General features: G+C 62.8%; 11 protein-coding genes. 8 read left to right on the top strand and 3 right to left on the bottom strand.

Annotation, left to right across the window (positions count from 1 at the left end; genetic code table 11):
* Positions 1–5: 5 nt before the first annotated feature.
* Positions 6–1316: a histidinol dehydrogenase gene (gene hisD, locus H6X51_RS17575; protein ID WP_185268771.1), complete on the top strand. Its 1311-nt coding sequence runs from the start codon at positions 6–8 to the stop codon at positions 1314–1316.
* Between the two features lie 246 nt (positions 1317–1562).
* Positions 1563–2624 (top strand): histidinol-phosphate transaminase, encoded by a 1062-nt coding sequence (hisC, locus tag H6X51_RS17570; RefSeq protein ID WP_185268770.1) that lies wholly within the window; start codon positions 1563–1565, stop codon positions 2622–2624.
* 16 nt (positions 2625–2640) lie between these two features.
* Here the strand turns inward: hisC and H6X51_RS17565 are convergent, their stop codons facing one another.
* Positions 2641–3780, bottom strand: coding sequence for a S1C family serine protease (locus H6X51_RS17565; RefSeq protein ID WP_185268769.1), 1140 nt, complete (start codon positions 3778–3780; stop codon positions 2641–2643).
* A gap of 139 nt (positions 3781–3919) precedes the next feature.
* Here H6X51_RS17565 and H6X51_RS17560 point away from each other — a divergent pair, with 139 nt between their 5' ends.
* The 4 genes from H6X51_RS17560 to tadA all read left to right on the top strand — a co-directional run bounded on the left by H6X51_RS17560 (position 3920) and on the right by tadA (position 8189).
* Positions 3920–4678, top strand: a complete 759-nt coding sequence (locus tag H6X51_RS17560) for a Nif3-like dinuclear metal center hexameric protein (RefSeq protein WP_185268768.1) — start codon at positions 3920–3922, stop codon at positions 4676–4678.
* A gap of 119 nt (positions 4679–4797) precedes the next feature.
* A complete protein-coding gene (gene cysD / locus H6X51_RS17555; RefSeq protein ID WP_185268767.1) occupies positions 4798–5703 on the top strand; it encodes a sulfate adenylyltransferase subunit CysD in 906 nt (301 codons plus the stop codon).
* A gap of 24 nt (positions 5704–5727) precedes the next feature.
* A complete protein-coding gene (gene cysN, locus H6X51_RS17550) occupies positions 5728–7632 on the top strand; it encodes a sulfate adenylyltransferase subunit CysN (protein ID WP_185268766.1) in 1905 nt (634 codons plus the stop codon).
* A gap of 104 nt (positions 7633–7736) precedes the next feature.
* Positions 7737–8189: a tRNA adenosine(34) deaminase TadA gene (gene tadA, locus H6X51_RS17545; protein WP_185268765.1), complete on the top strand. Its 453-nt coding sequence runs from the start codon at positions 7737–7739 to the stop codon at positions 8187–8189.
* Between the two features lie 357 nt (positions 8190–8546).
* Here tadA and mltF read toward each other — a convergent pair whose 3' ends face one another.
* Positions 8547–9986: a membrane-bound lytic murein transglycosylase MltF gene (gene mltF / locus H6X51_RS17540; RefSeq protein ID WP_185268764.1), complete on the bottom strand. Its 1440-nt coding sequence runs from the start codon at positions 9984–9986 to the stop codon at positions 8547–8549.
* 171 nt (positions 9987–10157) lie between these two features.
* Here mltF and purL point away from each other — a divergent pair, with 171 nt between their 5' ends.
* Both purL and H6X51_RS17530 read left to right on the top strand, forming a co-directional pair.
* Positions 10158–14051 (top strand): phosphoribosylformylglycinamidine synthase, encoded by a 3894-nt coding sequence (gene purL / locus H6X51_RS17535; protein WP_185268763.1) that lies wholly within the window; start codon positions 10158–10160, stop codon positions 14049–14051.
* Positions 14052–14216: 165 nt separating this feature from the next.
* On the top strand, positions 14217–14576 hold the full coding sequence (locus H6X51_RS17530; protein ID WP_185268762.1) for a hypothetical protein: 360 nt from the start codon (positions 14217–14219) through the stop codon (positions 14574–14576).
* Between the two features lie 151 nt (positions 14577–14727).
* Here the strand turns inward: H6X51_RS17530 and H6X51_RS17525 are convergent, their stop codons facing one another.
* A complete protein-coding gene (locus tag H6X51_RS17525; protein WP_185268761.1) occupies positions 14728–15693 on the bottom strand; it encodes an integron integrase in 966 nt (321 codons plus the stop codon).
* Positions 15694–15790 lie beyond the last annotated feature (97 nt).

The following is a 15790-nucleotide window of genomic DNA, read 5'->3' as shown; positions in this document are numbered from 1 at the left end:
ACGCCATGAACACGCCGTTGAAAATCACCCGTCTGGACGCCAACCAGGCTGATTTCAACCATCATCTCGATGGCCTGCTGGCGTGGGAAGGGGTATCCGACAAGGCGGTCAACGAGCGGGTCGAGGAAATCATCGCCGCCGTGCGCCAGCGTGGCGACGCGGCGTTGGTCGAATACACCGGTCGCTTTGACGGGCTGGATGTGGCCGGCATGGCCGATCTGACGCTGGATCGCGCCCGCCTGGAACTGGCCCTGCAGCGCATCACCAGCGAGCAGCGCCAGGCACTGGAAGTGGCCGCCGAGCGGGTCCGGGTGTATCACCAGCACCAGCGTCAGGAGTCCTGGCGCTACACCGAGGCCGACGGTACCGTACTCGGCCAGCAGGTCACGCCACTGGACCGTGTTGGCCTGTATGTGCCGGGTGGCAAGGCCTCCTATCCGTCGTCGGTACTGATGAACGCCATCCCGGCCAAGGTCGCCGGGGTGCCCGAGGTAGTCATGGTGGTGCCGACCCCGCGTGGCGAGATCAACGAACTGGTACTGGCCGCGGCCTGCCTGGCCGGTGTCGATCGGGTGTTCACCGTAGGCGGTGCGCAGGCGGTGGCGGCGCTGGCCTATGGTACCGAGACGGTGCCGCCGGTGGACAAGATCGTCGGCCCCGGCAACATCTATGTGGCGACCGCCAAGCGCGCGGTGTTCGGCCAGGTTGGCATCGACATGATTGCCGGCCCGTCGGAAATCCTGGTGATCTGTGATGGCCAGACCGATCCGGACTGGATCGCCATGGACCTGTTCTCCCAGGCCGAGCACGACGAGGACGCGCAGTCGATCCTGCTGTCACCGGATGCGCAGTTCCTGGATGCGGTCCAGGCCAGCCTGGACAAGCTGCTGGGTAGCCTGGAGCGTAGCGACATGGTGCGTGTGTCGCTGGAGAATCGCGGGGCGCTGATCAAGGTCGACAGCCTGGAGCAGGCCTGCGAAGTGGCCAACCGCATCGCTCCGGAGCACCTGGAGCTGTCGGTGGCCGACCCCGAGGCGATGCTGGGGCAGATCCGCCATGCCGGCGCCATCTTCATGGGCCGCTTCACCCCCGAGGCGCTGGGCGACTACTGCGCCGGACCGAACCACGTGCTGCCGACCTCCGGCACTGCGCGCTTTTCCTCGCCGTTGGGTGTCTATGACTTCCAGAAGCGCTCCTCGGTGATCTTCTGCTCCCCGGAAGGCGCCTCGGAACTGGCGAAGACCGCCTCGGTGCTGGCTCGTGGCGAAAGCCTCACGGCCCACGCGCGTAGTGCAGAGTATCGTATCAAGCCTTGATGAGTGTCCGGCTACATTGCCCTTGATGATAGTCCGGGCCTGCCAATTTTTATGACGTTAGCCCCGGCTCATGCCGTCATCCTTCGCGAAGGCGAAGGATCCACTGACTGCACGGGGTTAATGGATCCTCGGCCTGCGCCGAGGATGACGGCGTTGAGAGAGCATTGCGTAAGTATTATGTGAGTCAGACCCTGATTTTGATCCAGGCTCCCGACTGGTGAGCCGTTACTGTTCTGGAGTCTTGCCGTGAGTCGTTTCTGGAGTCCCTTTGTAAAGGATCTGGTGCCCTATGTACCGGGCGAGCAGCCCAAGCTGGATAACCTGATCAAGCTGAACACCAACGAGAACCCCTATGGCCCGTCGCCGAAGGTAATCGACGCCATCCGCAGTCAGCTGGATGACGGCCTGCGGCTGTATCCGGCGCCCAATGCCGATGCGCTGAAGGACAGCATCGCCAGCTACTACGGTGTGAGCAGCGCCCAGGTCTTCGTTGGGAATGGCTCCGACGAGGTGCTGGCGCACATCTTCCATGCACTGTTCCAGCACGGCAAGCCGGTGCTGATGCCGGATATCAGCTACAGCTTCTACCCGGTGTACTGCGGCCTGTATGGCATCGAGGCACGGGTGCTGCCGCTGGCGGAGGACTTCAGCATCCGGGTGGAGGACTACCGTGGTGCCAATGGGGGCATCATCTTCCCCAACCCCAATGCGCCGACCGGTATGCTGCTGCCGCTGGCCGGCATCGAGCAGATCCTGCAGGCCAACCCGGATTCGGTGGTGGTGGTGGACGAAGCCTATGTGGACTTTGGCGGCGAGACCGCGATTGCCCTGGTCGATCGCTATCCCAACCTGCTGGTGACCCAGACCCTGTCCAAGTCGCGCTCGCTGGCTGGGCTGCGGGTCGGCCTGGCGGTCGGTCATGCGGACCTGATCGAGGCGCTGGAGCGGGTCAAGAACAGCTTCAACTCCTATCCGCTGGACCGGCTGGCGATCGTCGGCGCGGTTGCCGCCTTCGAGGATCAGGCCTGGTTCGAGCAGTGCTGTCGGGCGGTCATCGACAGCCGCGAGCAGTTGAGCGCGGCATTGACACAGCTGGGCTTCGAGGTGCTGCCTTCGGCTGCCAACTTCGTGCTGGCGCGGCACCCGCAGCGCGATGCCGCGCAGCTGGCCGCGGGCCTGCGTGAGCGCAGGGTGATAGTGCGGCATTTTCGCCAGCCGCGTATCGAGCAGTTCCTGCGCATTACCGTCGGTACGCCGGAGCAGAACCAGGCGCTGCTGGATGCCCTCGGCAGCCTGCTGAACGGCTGAGTCGCTGCCGGGCGTATCAGGAGCCGAAGGTTGGCCGCACGCCAACCTCAGCGGTGAAGTTCAGTGCTTCACCGTTGCGCAGCACTTCCAGCTCGACCTTCTGTCCCGGTGTGGCACGGGCCACCACGTTCATTGCCTGGCGGCCGTTGCGGGCCGCCTGGCCATCGATCTTCATGATCACGTCACCCGGGCGCAGCCCGGCCGACCAGGCCGGGCCATTGCGATACAGCCCCGAGACCACGATGCCGTGGGTCTGGATCAGGCCGAACGACTCGGCCAGCTCGTCGGTCAATGGCTGTACCTCCACGCCCAGCCAGCCACGGATGACCCGGCCGCGCTGGATGATCTCCTCCATGACGTTGATCGCCAGCGGTGCCGGGATGGCAAAACCGATGCCCTGGGAGCCGCCGGACTGGGAGAAGATCGCAGTATTGATGCCGATCAGCCGGCCATAGGCGTCGATCAGCGCGCCACCGGAGTTGCCCTGGTTGATCGCCGCATCGGTCTGGATGAAGTCCTCGTAGGTGTTCAGCCCCAACTGGTTGCGGCCGGTGGCACTGATGATGCCCATGGTGATGGTCTGGCCGAGACCGAAGGGGTTGCCGATGGCCATGACCACATCGCCGGTACGCTGCTGCTCGGCCGGGCTGAGGGTGACCGCCGGCAGGTCGGGCAGGTCGATCTTGAGGACCGCCAGGTCGGTTTCCGGGTCGGTGCCGATCAGCTCGGCAATCGCCTCGCGACCATCCTGCAGCGCTACCAGGATGCCGTCGGCGCCGGCGACCACGTGATTGTTGGTCAGCAGGTAGCCGTCCTTGCGCAGGATCACTGCCGAACCGAGGCTGGATTGGCGGCGCGACGGGGCCGGCATGCTGTCGGCGTAATCGCGCAGCGATGGACTGTTGAATGGCTGGTTGGCGTTCGGGGTATTGACCTGTTTGGTGGTGAAGATATTGGCCACCGCCGGTGCGGCCTTGCTTACCGCATCGCTATAGGAAACCACGCCGGCAGAGGTGGGCAGGGCCATTGCCGGAGCCATTTGATAGTTGGATTTTGCCGGCAGCCCGAGCCACTGCGGGAACTGCTGCAGGATTACCAGAGCCAATAACAGGCCGCAGACTGCAGGCCAGCCCAAATTACGCAGAAAACCTTTCACTGGGTTACCTTTAACGGGAACAGCCCCTAGGAGTTTGTCATTATAAAGAGATTAATATGATTGTGCAGATGCCGCTGTTATACGCTTGGTATCTTCATCCTGTATACAGGAAAATCGCTTTTATATCAGGGGGTAAGTAATGACTGAATGTTCCGGGCTGGTGGCCTATTGCAATAACCTGCTCGATTGCAGCGCCTTTCAGGACTATTGTCCCAATGGCCTGCAGGTCGAAGGGCGGCCGAGCGTCTCGCGCATAGTGACCGGGGTCACCGCCAGCCAGGCACTGATCGATGCGGCGGTTGCGCAGGGGGCTGATCTGCTGCTGGTGCATCACGGTTACTTCTGGCGTGGCGAAGCGGCGCCGATCACCGGCCTCAAGCAGCGGCGCATCCGCGCCTTGCTCGAGCATGGTATCAACCTGGTCGCCTATCACCTGCCGCTGGACGTGCACGCCAAGTTGGGTAACAACGTGCAACTGGCGCAACGGCTTGGCTGGAACATCACCGGCGGGCTGGAACCGAATAACCCCCGATCGGTGGGGTTGCAGGGTGAATTGAGCGAGGCGCTCAGCGGTGAGGAACTGGCCCAGCAACTGAACCTGGCGCTGGGACGTGAGCCGCTGTTCATCAGTGGGCACGGTCGGCCAGTGAAGCGCATCGCCTGGTGCACCGGTGCCGCGCAGGGCTATATCGACAAGGCGGTGGCACTCGGTGTGGATGCCTTCATCACCGGTGAGGTATCGGAGCAGACCATCCACATCGCCCGCGAATGCGGCATCAACTTCTATGCCGCCGGGCACCATGCCACCGAGCGCTACGGCGTGCAGGCGCTGGGTGAGCACCTGGTCGAGCAGTTCGGGGTGGAACACCGCTTCATCGATATCGACAATCCGGTATAGGGCTGCCCGCGGTGAATATGCTTATAACTTAAAGGTATTGAAGGGTTGCTTATTAGAAGGGCATCGCTTTGTTACAATGCCGCATTCCTTTGATGCCCTTCGTTCACCGTGAGTACCCCATGCTGGAAAAACTGACCCATCTCAAACAGCTGGAAGCTGAAAGCATCCACATCATTCGTGAGGTTGCCGCCGAGTTTCAGAATCCGGTGATGCTCTATTCCATCGGCAAGGACTCGGCGGTCATGCTGCACCTGGCGCGCAAGGCATTCTATCCCGGCCGCCTGCCGTTCCCCGTGCTGCACGTGGACACCGGCTGGAAATTCCGCGAGATGTACAGCTTTCGCGAGCGCATGGTCGAGGAGATGGACCTGGACCTGCTGGTGCACATGAACCCCGAAGGCGTGGCCCAGGGCATTGGCCCCTTCACCCACGGCAGCGCGGTGCACACCGACGTGATGAAGACCCAGGGCCTGAAGCAGGCACTGGACAAATACGGCTTCGATGCCGCCTTCGGCGGTGCCCGCCGCGACGAGGAGAAATCCCGTGCCAAGGAACGCGTCTACTCGTTCCGCGACAAGCATCACCGCTGGGACCCGAAGAACCAGCGCCCGGAACTGTGGAACATCTACAACGGCAAGGTGCACAAGGGCGAGAGCATTCGCGTGTTCCCGCTGTCCAACTGGACCGAGCTGGATATCTGGCAATACATCTACCTGGAAGGCATCCCGATCGTACCGCTGTACTTCGCCGCCGAGCGCCCGGTAGTCAACCGCGACGGCTCGCTGATCATGGTCGACGACGAGCGCATGCCGCTGAACCCCGGTGAAACGCCGGAAATGAAAATGGTGCGTTTCCGGACCCTGGGCTGCTACCCGCTGACCGGCGCCGTGGAATCCACCGCCGCCACCCTCCCGGAAATCATCCAGGAAATGCTGCTGACCCGTACTTCCGAGCGCCAGGGCCGCGTGATCGACCACGATCAGGCCGGATCGATGGAAGAAAAGAAACGCCAAGGCTACTTCTAAGCGCCCAGCCCGGAGAATTTTGCAATGAGTCACCAATCTGATCTGATCAGCCAGGACATCCTGGCCTATCTGGGGCAGCACGAGCGCAAGGAACTGCTGCGCTTCCTCACCTGCGGTAACGTCGACGATGGCAAGAGCACCCTGATCGGGCGCCTGCTGCACGACTCCAAGATGATCTATGAAGATCACATGGAAGCCATCACCCGCGACTCGAAGAAGTCCGGTACCACCGGCGAGGAAGTCGACCTGGCACTGCTGGTCGATGGCCTGCAGGCCGAGCGCGAGCAGGGCATCACCATCGATGTCGCCTATCGCTACTTCTCCACCGCCAAGCGCAAGTTCATCATCGCCGACACCCCCGGCCATGAGCAGTACACCCGCAACATGGCCACCGGCGCCTCGACCTGCGACCTGGCGATCATCCTGATTGATGCACGTTACGGCGTGCAGACCCAGACCCGCCGGCACAGCTTTATCGCATCCTTGCTGGGGATCAGGCATATCGTTGTCGCGGTCAACAAGATGGACCTGCTGGACTTCGACGAAAAGGTCTTCAACCAGATCTGCGCCGATTACAGCGAGTTCGCCAAGGGGCTGGACACCCTGGCCAACAGCTCGGTGCACTTCGTGCCCATGTCCGCCTTGAAAGGCGACAACGTGGTCAACCGCAGCGAGCGCAGCCCGTGGTACACCGGCCCGTCGCTGATGGAAATCCTGGAGACCGTGGAAGTGTCGGCTGACCGTAACCTGACCGACCTGCGTTTCCCGGTGCAACTGGTGACCCGGCCGAACCTCAACTTCCGTGGCTTTGCCGGCACCATTGCCTCCGGCGTGGTGAACAAGGGCGATGAACTGGTGGCCCTGCCCTCGGGCAAGACCAGCCGGGTCAAGTCCATCGTCACCTTCGATGGTGAACTGGATGCCGCCGGACCGGGGCAGGCCGTGACCCTGACACTGGAGGATGAAATCGACATCTCCCGCGGCGACATGCTTGCCCATGTGGATAATCGCCCGGTGATCGGCGACCTGTTCGAGGCCAGCCTGGTGTGGATGTCCGAGCAGCCGATGCAGCCGGGCCGCAAGTACGACATCAAGCGTGCGACCAGCTACAGCCCGGGCTCCTTCACCCGTATCCACTTCCGCCAGGATGTGAACACCCTGGCCCATGAAGAGGCCAGCGAGCTGGCCTTGAACGAAATCGCCCGGGTCGAGCTGGCCCTGGAGCGGCCCATCGCCTATGACGACTACCGCGCCAACCGCACCACTGGCGCCTTCATCGTCATCGATCGACTGACCAATGGCACCGTCGGCGCGGGCATGATCGTGGCCAAGGCGCAGGCGCAGCAGCAGGGCACTGACAGCCATGGCGAATTCGCCCACGTCACCCCCAAGGAGCGTGCCGTGCGCTACGGCCAGGAGCCGGTCACCCTGCTGTTCACCGGCCTGTCCGGCGCCGGCAAGAGCACCCTGGCTTATGCCGTGGAACGCCGCCTGTTCGATCGTGGCCGCGCCTGCTTCGTGCTGGATGGCAAGACCATGCGCCAGGACCTGAGCAAGGGCCTGGGCCGCGATGCCGCTGGCCGCGCGGAGAACCTGCACAAGGGCGCCCGTGTGGCTCGCCAACTGAACCAGGCGGGCCTGATCGCACTGGCTGCCTTCGTCGCACCCACCGCGGAGAGCCGCGCCACCGCCCGGCATATCCTGGGTGACCGCTGCCTGATGGTGCATCTGGATACCCCGCTGGACGTGTGCCAGGCGCGCGACCCGTCCGGGCTGTATGCCGCCGGGGAAGAGGGCACCATTCCGGGCATCTCCTACCCCTACGAAGCGCCCGAGGATGCCGACCTGGTGATCGATACCGCCGAGCTGGATCTGGCGGCCAGCGTCGACAAGGTCATCGAACTGCTGCGCGAGCGCTCGCTGATCTGAAGATGTACCCCACCGGCGGGCAGCAATGCCCGCCACCTTTTCCGCGCGATTGTGTATCCTTTGCCGTCCATGGGATGTGACAGACGGGCGGCAACAGATTCCAGATGAAACCAGCTGATATCGATTTCATGCGCGAGGCCATCGCCGAAGCGCGCAAGGGCGCCGAACTGGGTGAAGTGCCGGTGGGTGCCATTCTGGTACGTGATGGCCGGATCATCGGCCGCGGCTTCAACCAACCCATCAGCAGCCACGACCCCAGCGCCCACGCCGAAATGGTCGCCCTGCGCCAGGCCGCCCTCGTCGAAAGCAACTACCGCCTGCCCGGCACCACCCTCTACGTCACCCTGGAACCCTGCACCATGTGCTCGGGCCTGCTGGTGCACAGTCGTATCAACCGTCTGGTATTCGGCGCCAGCGAGCCGCGCTCGGGGGCGGTGGTCAGCCGTGCGCAGGTATTGGACCAGCCCTGGTTGAATCACCGGGTGCTGGTGGAGGGGGGGGTGTTGGCGGAGGAGTGTGGGGTGTTGCTGACGGAGTTTTTCCGGGCTCGGCGGTAGGTCAATGCGTATCCCCCTCTCCCCCGGCCCCTCTCCCGCGAGGGGCGAGGGGTGACTTGGCTGATATCGCTTAGTTTTCCTGGCAGAAAAATAGGTTTTCAGACCTGTGTTGCGGCATGCACCTAACTGATACTGTTGGGTAGCTTATTACTTATGTTGTTGGTTTCGCTGTCCAGTTCGAAGAGAGAAAGCTTGTCTATGCGAACCGGGGGATATGCGCTGTACAAACAGGCAAAAGGCTCGTTTGACTACTTCTAACATCTCACTTTCAGAAAGATAACGTGAATGCAGCCAAGTCACCCCTCGCCCCTCGCGGGAGAGGGGCCGGGGGAGAGGGGGAGCCCATAGCCAGTCACCTCAAATCCCCTGCGGCAACTGCTCCAGAATCCCCGGCGCGTGATACTGCTCATCCGGCATCTGCGGAGTCTCCGCCTGCGGCTGGGTCACCCAGGTAAGAATCTCGTAATAGCGGCGAATGTTCTGCACATAATGCACCGGCTCGCCACCACGGGCATAACCATAACGAGTCTGGCTGTACCACTGCTTCTTCGACAGCAGCGGCAAATGATCCTTCACATCGATCCAGCGGTTCGGATCGCGGCCGTTATTCCGGGTCAGGATGCGCGCATCATCCAGGTGACCGATACCGACGTTGTACGCCGCCAGGGCGAACCAGGTGCGGTCGGGTTCGGGGATGTCGGTGGGTAACTGGTCGCGCACCCAGATCAGGTAACGGGCGCCGCCTGCGATACTCTGCGCCGGGTCGACCCGGTTGGTCACGCCGACGAACTTGGCGGTCGGCAGGGTCAGCATCATCAGCCCGCGGACCCCGGTCGGGGAGCGGGCATCCACATCCCACAGCGATTCCTGGTAGGCCATGGCCGCCAGCAGGCGCCAGTCCAGCCCCTGCTGGTCACCGGCCTGGCGGAACAGCTTCTCGAAGCGCGGCAGGCGTTGCTGCATATGCCGGGCGAAGGCGCGCGCGCCGACATAATCGAGCACATCGGCATGCCCGTAGAAACGCTCCAGCAACTGATCAAGAGTACCGTCGGCGCGAATCTCATCGAAGAAGCGATTCACTTCCTGCAGCAGGCTGTCGTCCTCACCGCCGGCCAGGGCCCAGGCCATGGGCTGCGCCGGGCCGAGGTCGAAGCCGACGTGTACCGCCGGGTAGAAGGCCTGGTTGACGATCAGCTCGTTGGAATACACCACCGCGAAATCGATCTCGTCGTCATTGACCATGCGCAGCAGGTCGACCGTTTCCAGATGGTCCGATTCCTCGAACACCAACTCCGGGTGCTCGGTCTGCAGCTGGCGCAACTGGTCGGCCAGGGTGCTGCCCTTGAGCACCAGGATGCGCCGCTCGTACAGATCCTCAATGCCGCGCGGCTGGCGATCGCCACGGCGGTAGACCACCTGCGGCGTCACCTGCAGATAGGCCTCGGCAAAGCGCACCTGGTCAGCCCGGGCCGGGTTGGCGGTCAATCCGGCAGCGGCGATATGCGGCCCCTTGTCCTGCGCCAGCTGCTGGTACAGGTCGTCCAGCGTCGGGCTGGCGACCATCTTCAGCTCCAGGTCCAGGCTGTCGGCAAAGCGTTTGCTCAGCTCGTATTCGAGCCCGGTATCGCCGTGGCGGCCCTGGTAATAGGTGGTCGGGGTGTTGCGGGTGATGACGTGCAGGGTGCCGTCGGCGCGCAGTTGCTCCAGGCGGCTGGGCTGCTCGCAGGCACTCAGCAGCACCGAGCACAGGATGGCCAGGGCAGGGGCAGCGGGGCGGCGAAACAGGTTCTGTAACATGCGCCAAGTATATGTAAATCCATCCAGCGGCAATAGGGCAGGATTGTTTCAGGGGATGGTTGTGCGCGGCTGGTCGCACAGTTCCGCCGGTACAATAGCCCGAACGCGCAGCATGGGTTATCCTATGCGCCTTCTTTTCCAATATCCCAAATCTCCGAGGCCGATACCAACATGCATATCCTGCGTGGAGCCCCAGTCCTTTCCGATTTCCGACGCAACAAGCTGCTTGCCCGTCTGCAACAGCATGTTCCCGGCGTAAGTGCTGTGTATGCCGAATTCATGCATTTTGCCGATCTGACCGGCGAACTGGATGAGCAGGATCAACTGGTTCTCGAGCGTCTGCTCAAATATGGCCCATCGGTTGATGTCGAAGAGCCCAGCGGCAACCTGGTACTGGTGGTTCCGCGCTTCGGCACCATCTCGCCCTGGTCGAGCAAGGCCACCGATATCGCCCACAACTGCGGCCTGCGGATGATCTCCCGTCTGGAGCGCGGTATCGCCTATTACGTCAGTGGCCAGCTCAGCGCCGCCGAGCTGCAGCAGGTCACCGCGCTGCTGCACGATCGCATGACCGAGCAGGCGCTGGACAATATCGACGCTGCCGCCCAGCTGTTCCACCACACCGAGCCCAAGCCGTTCAACCGCGTGGATATCCTCGGCGGCGGCAAGGCTGCGCTGGAACAGGCCAACCTGGACCTCGGCCTCGCGCTGGCCGATGACGAGATCGACTACCTGGTGCAGAGCTTCATCGAACTGGGCCGCAACCCCAGCGATGTCGAACTGATGATGTTCGCCCAGGCCAACTCCGAGCACTGCCGGCACAAGATCTTCAACGCCAGCTGGGATATAGACGGCCAGGCGCAGGACAAGAGCCTGTTCGGCATGATCAAGAACACCTACCAGATGCGCAGTGATGGCGTGCTATCCGCGTACAAGGACAACGCCGCGGTGATCGAAGGCTTCGTCGGTGGACGCTTCTTCCCCGAGCCGGGTACCGGCGAATACCGCGCCCATCAGGAACAGATCCACATCCTGATGAAGGTCGAGACGCACAACCACCCGACCGCCATTGCCCCCTTCTCCGGCGCCTCCACCGGCTCCGGCGGCGAGATTCGCGACGAAGGTGCCACCGGTCGCGGCGGCAAGCCCAAGGCCGGCCTGACCGGCTTCACCGTATCCAACCTGCGTATCCCCGGCTTCGAGCAGCCCTGGGAAGAGGACAACGGCAAGCCGGGCCGCATCGTCACCCCGCTGCAGATCATGATCGACGGCCCGCTCGGTGGCGCCGCGTTCAACAACGAATTCGGTCGCCCCGCGCTGACCGGCTACTTCCGTACCTTCGAGCAGACCGTCGCCTCGCCCCGCGGCCCGGAGATCCGTGGCTACCACAAGCCGATCATGATCGCCGGCGGCATGGGTAACATCCGCGCCGATCACGTCGAGAAGGCCGAGATCCCGGTGGGCGCCAAGCTGATCGTGCTCGGCGGCCCGGCCATGCTGATCGGCCTGGGCGGCGGCGCGGCCTCGTCCATGGCCACCGGCAGCAGTGCCGAGGACCTGGATTTCGCCTCGGTGCAGCGCGAGAACCCGGAAATGGAACGCCGCTGCCAGGAGGTCATCGACCGCTGCTGGCAGCTGGGCGCCAAGAACCCCATCGCCTTCATCCACGATGTGGGCGCCGGCGGTCTGTCCAACGCCTTCCCCGAACTGGTCAACGACGGTGGCCGCGGCGGCCGCTTCGAGCTGCGCAATGTACCGAATGACGAGCCGGGCATGAGCCCGCTGGAGATCTGGTCCAACGAATCTCAGGAACGCTACGTCATGGCCGTGCCGAACGCCGACTTCGAGCGCTTCCAGGAAATCTGCGAGCGCGAGCGTTGCCCCTTCGCCGTGGTTGGCGAGGCTACCGAAGAACAGCTGCTGGTGCTCAACGACAGCCACTTCGACAACCAGCCGGTGGACATGCCACTGTCGGTCCTGCTCGGCAAGCCGCCGCGCATGCACCGCAGCGTCAGCCGCGAAGCGGAGCAGGGCGATGATTTCACCGGCGCTGTCGCGCTGGAAGAAGCCGCGCTGCGCGTACTGCGCCTGCCGGCCGTGGCCAGCAAGAACTTCCTGATCACCATCGGTGATCGCAGCATCACCGGCCTGGTCGCCCGCGACCAGCTGGTCGGCCCCTGGCAGGTGCCGGTTGCCGACTGCGCGGTAACCGCCAGCAGCTTCGACGTGCATACCGGCGAAGCCATGGCCATGGGCGAGCGTACCCCGCTGGCGCTGCTGGATGCCCCGGCCTCCGGTCGCATGGCGGTGGCCGAGACGGTCACCAACCTGGCCGCCGCGCGCATTGAAAATCTGTCGGACATCCGCCTGTCCGCCAACTGGATGGCCGCCGCCGGCCACCCCGGCGAAGACGCCCGCCTGTACGACACGGTCAAGGCGGTCGGCATGGAACTGTGCCCGGAACTGGGCATCACCGTCCCGGTGGGCAAGGACTCCATGTCCATGCAGACCCGCTGGAACGACAACGGCCAGGACAAGAGCGTCACCTCGCCCATGTCGCTGATCGTCACCGGCTTCGCCCCGGTACAGGACGTACGTCGCACCCTGACCCCGCAACTGCGCGTTGATCAGGGCGATACCGACCTGATCCTCATCGACCTGGGCCGCGGCCAGAACCGCCTCGGCGGCTCCGCGCTGGCGCAGGTGTACAACCGCATCGGCCAACAGGCTCCGGACCTGGACGACGCCGAAGACCTCAAGGCCTTCTTCGCCGTGATCCAAGGCTTGAACCAGGATGACCTGCTGCTGGCCTACCACGACCGCTCCGACGGCGGCCTGCTGGCCAGCGTCGCGGAAATGGCCTTTGCCGGTCGTTGCGGCCTGGATATCAACCTCGATGTACTGGCTGACAACGCCAGCGACCTGCCTGCCGCGCTGTTCAACGAAGAACTGGGTGCGGTGATCCAGGTACGCCAGGATGACACCGAAGCCGTCCTCAGCCAGTTGTCCGCCGCCGGCCTGGGCGACTGCAGCGCCGTCATCGGCCGTCCGACCGAAGAGCAGGTGCTGAACTTCTGGTTCGCCGGCGAAACCGTACTCAACGGTACCCGCGCCGACTGGCAACAGGCCTGGAGCGAGACCAGCTGGCAGATCCAGCGCCTGCGCGACAACGCCGAATGCGCCGACCAGGAGCACGAACGCCTGGCCGACGACCGCAACCCCGGCCTGCAGGCCATGCTCAGCTACGACATCAACGAAGACGTCGCCGCACCCTTCATCAACACCGGCATGCGCCCGGCGGTAGCCATCCTGCGTGAGCAGGGCGTCAACGGTCAGGTGGAAATGGCCGCCGCGTTCACCCGCGCCGGCTTCACTGCCATCGACGTACACATGAGCGACATCCTCAGCGGTCGCATCGACCTGGCCGACTTCCGCGGCCTGGTCGCCTGTGGCGGCTTCTCCTACGGTGACGTACTGGGCGCCGGCGAAGGCTGGGCCAAGTCGATCCTGTTCAACGAACAGGCGCGCCAGGCCTTCACCGACTTCTTCGCCCGCCCGGATACCTTCACCCTGGGTGTGTGCAACGGTTGCCAGATGCTGTCCAACCTGCGCGAACTCATCCCCGGCAGCGACCACTGGCCGCGCTTCGTACGCAACCGCTCCGAGCAGTTCGAAGCACGGGTGGCCATGGTCGAAGTGCAACCGTCACCGTCGGTATTCCTCAGCGGCATGGTCGGCTCCCGCATGCCGATCGCCATCGCCCACGGCGAAGGCTACGCCGAGTTCGCCGACAGCGCCGCCGTGGACGCCTGCGAAGCCAGCAGCAGCGTCGCCTTGCGCTTCGTCGACAACAACGGCCGCATGACCGACCGGTACCCAGCCAACCCCAACGGCTCCCCCCGCGGCATCACCGGCCTGACCAACCGCGACGGCCGCGTCACCATCATGATGCCGCACCCGGAGCGCGTATTCCGCACCGTACAAAACTCCTGGCACCCCGATGACTGGAGCGAAGACGGCGCCTGGATGCGCATGTTCCGCAACGCAAGAGTATGGGTAGGCTAACCCTCAACCCGCACCACAAAAATCCCGGCCCAGCGCCGGGATTTTTGTATGCACACGCTACCCGCTAACACATCACCGCTCCCTCTCCCCTCGCGGGAGAGGGCTGGGGAGAGGGGGAAAGAGCTAATATATTCCCCATAGTTCATTCATTACAGAGACCAACCCATGAAAGCAACAACCCTAACAGCCACACTCCTCCTAACCACCGCCTGCACAACCCAAACCACCCACATCTATAAACCCGACGGCACCAAACAATGCCAACCCCCAACCACCACCCTAACCGACAGCACCACCACCCTAACCAACGCCGGCATCAACGTCCTGACCTCAACCTGCGCCACCCAAACCGGCATGGCCGTAATAACCGTCTGCGGCGCCCCAACCCTGGGCATCCACCTCCACGAAATCAAAACCAGCGATGTGCCGAAAGCCAAGCGCCTCGGCTATGAACAAGCAAACAAGCTGATCAACAAAGCCCACGGCACCGGCTATGAGACCATCGACTGCCCCAACCCTGATTGAAATGGCCAGATGCCTGCATTATGGTTAAGCCAAGCAGGGATTGCAGACTCTCCTTTACAAGCATCGGACAGCCTCCATATCCCACCAGATAATAATGGTTATGCTCGGGATGAACGGGTAGGGCGGTAGCGTGCCCGAAACCATGGGGAAACTACCCCAATGGACTTTGAACACCTGCGAAACCTTGTCCAAGCACATGGGTATATATCTGAGTCGTCCGAACATCCGCATGGCCCAACAGGGTTTGCACCGTTCTGATATCGCTCCCACGGCGCAGCAGCTCGGTGGCGAACGTATGGCGGAACGTATGGCAACCAGCAGGCTTGTTAATTCCGGCGTCGCGCACAGCCAACTTAACTGCGCGCTGAATGGTGCTGACATGCAAATGATGCCGTACGCTCTGCCCTTCATCATCAAGGCAAATGGCGCTGGAAGGGAAAAGCCACTGCCGCTCCAGTGAACGAGAGGCATTGGGATACTTGCGCCGCAGCGCAAAAGGCAGAGAAACGGGAATCTTGTAAAACGACTCGTGATGCCTCCATCCGGTCTGGATTTCCTCTTTGCGCCGCAGCAACGGCGCAATCAGGGATGCAGGCAGCAAGGTGGTGCGGTCCTTGCCACCTTTGCCGTCCCGGACAGTAATAACCTGGCGCTGGAAGTCGATGTCCTTAACCCGCAGGCGTGCTGACTCGACCACCCGCAGCCCTGCACCATACATCAGCGATGCCAACAGCTGATAAGGGTCTGTCAGCCGCTCTATGATTGACATTGCCTCCTGATGCGTCAGTACGGCGGGTAGCCTGGGAGGGCGTTTTACCCGAATAGCATTACCAATATCACCCAAGGGACGTTCAAACACTCGTGCGTAAAGAAACACCAAGGCATTTAGAGCCAGATTCTGAGTAGCAGCGGCGACCTGACGGTCAGTTGCCAGCCAGCTGAGAAAGGCGTTCACGTCCCCAGGGCCCAGCTCCAGAGGGTGGCGCATACCATGAAAGCGAATGTAGTAACGAATCCAGTACCAGTAGCTTTTTTCTGTACGGATACTGTAATGGTTCAGGCGAATCACAGAGCGGAACTGCTCCCGCAGGCGCGGCTTGGCTGGTAGGTGATCCATCGGGAAGTCCTTTCTGGTTTTTTATGGCTCTTCACTTATTCGTATGGGTTAGGTGCCATGCATAGTCCACCATAGTGAAACAGGATCGACCTCTTGA

The sequence above is a fragment of the Halopseudomonas xiamenensis genome (assembly GCF_014219065.1).
Taxonomy (GTDB): domain Bacteria; phylum Pseudomonadota; class Gammaproteobacteria; order Pseudomonadales; family Pseudomonadaceae; genus Halopseudomonas; species Halopseudomonas xiamenensis.
Note: the sequence above shows the minus strand (reverse complement) of the source record. Positions and strands in the feature narration are given on the sequence as shown.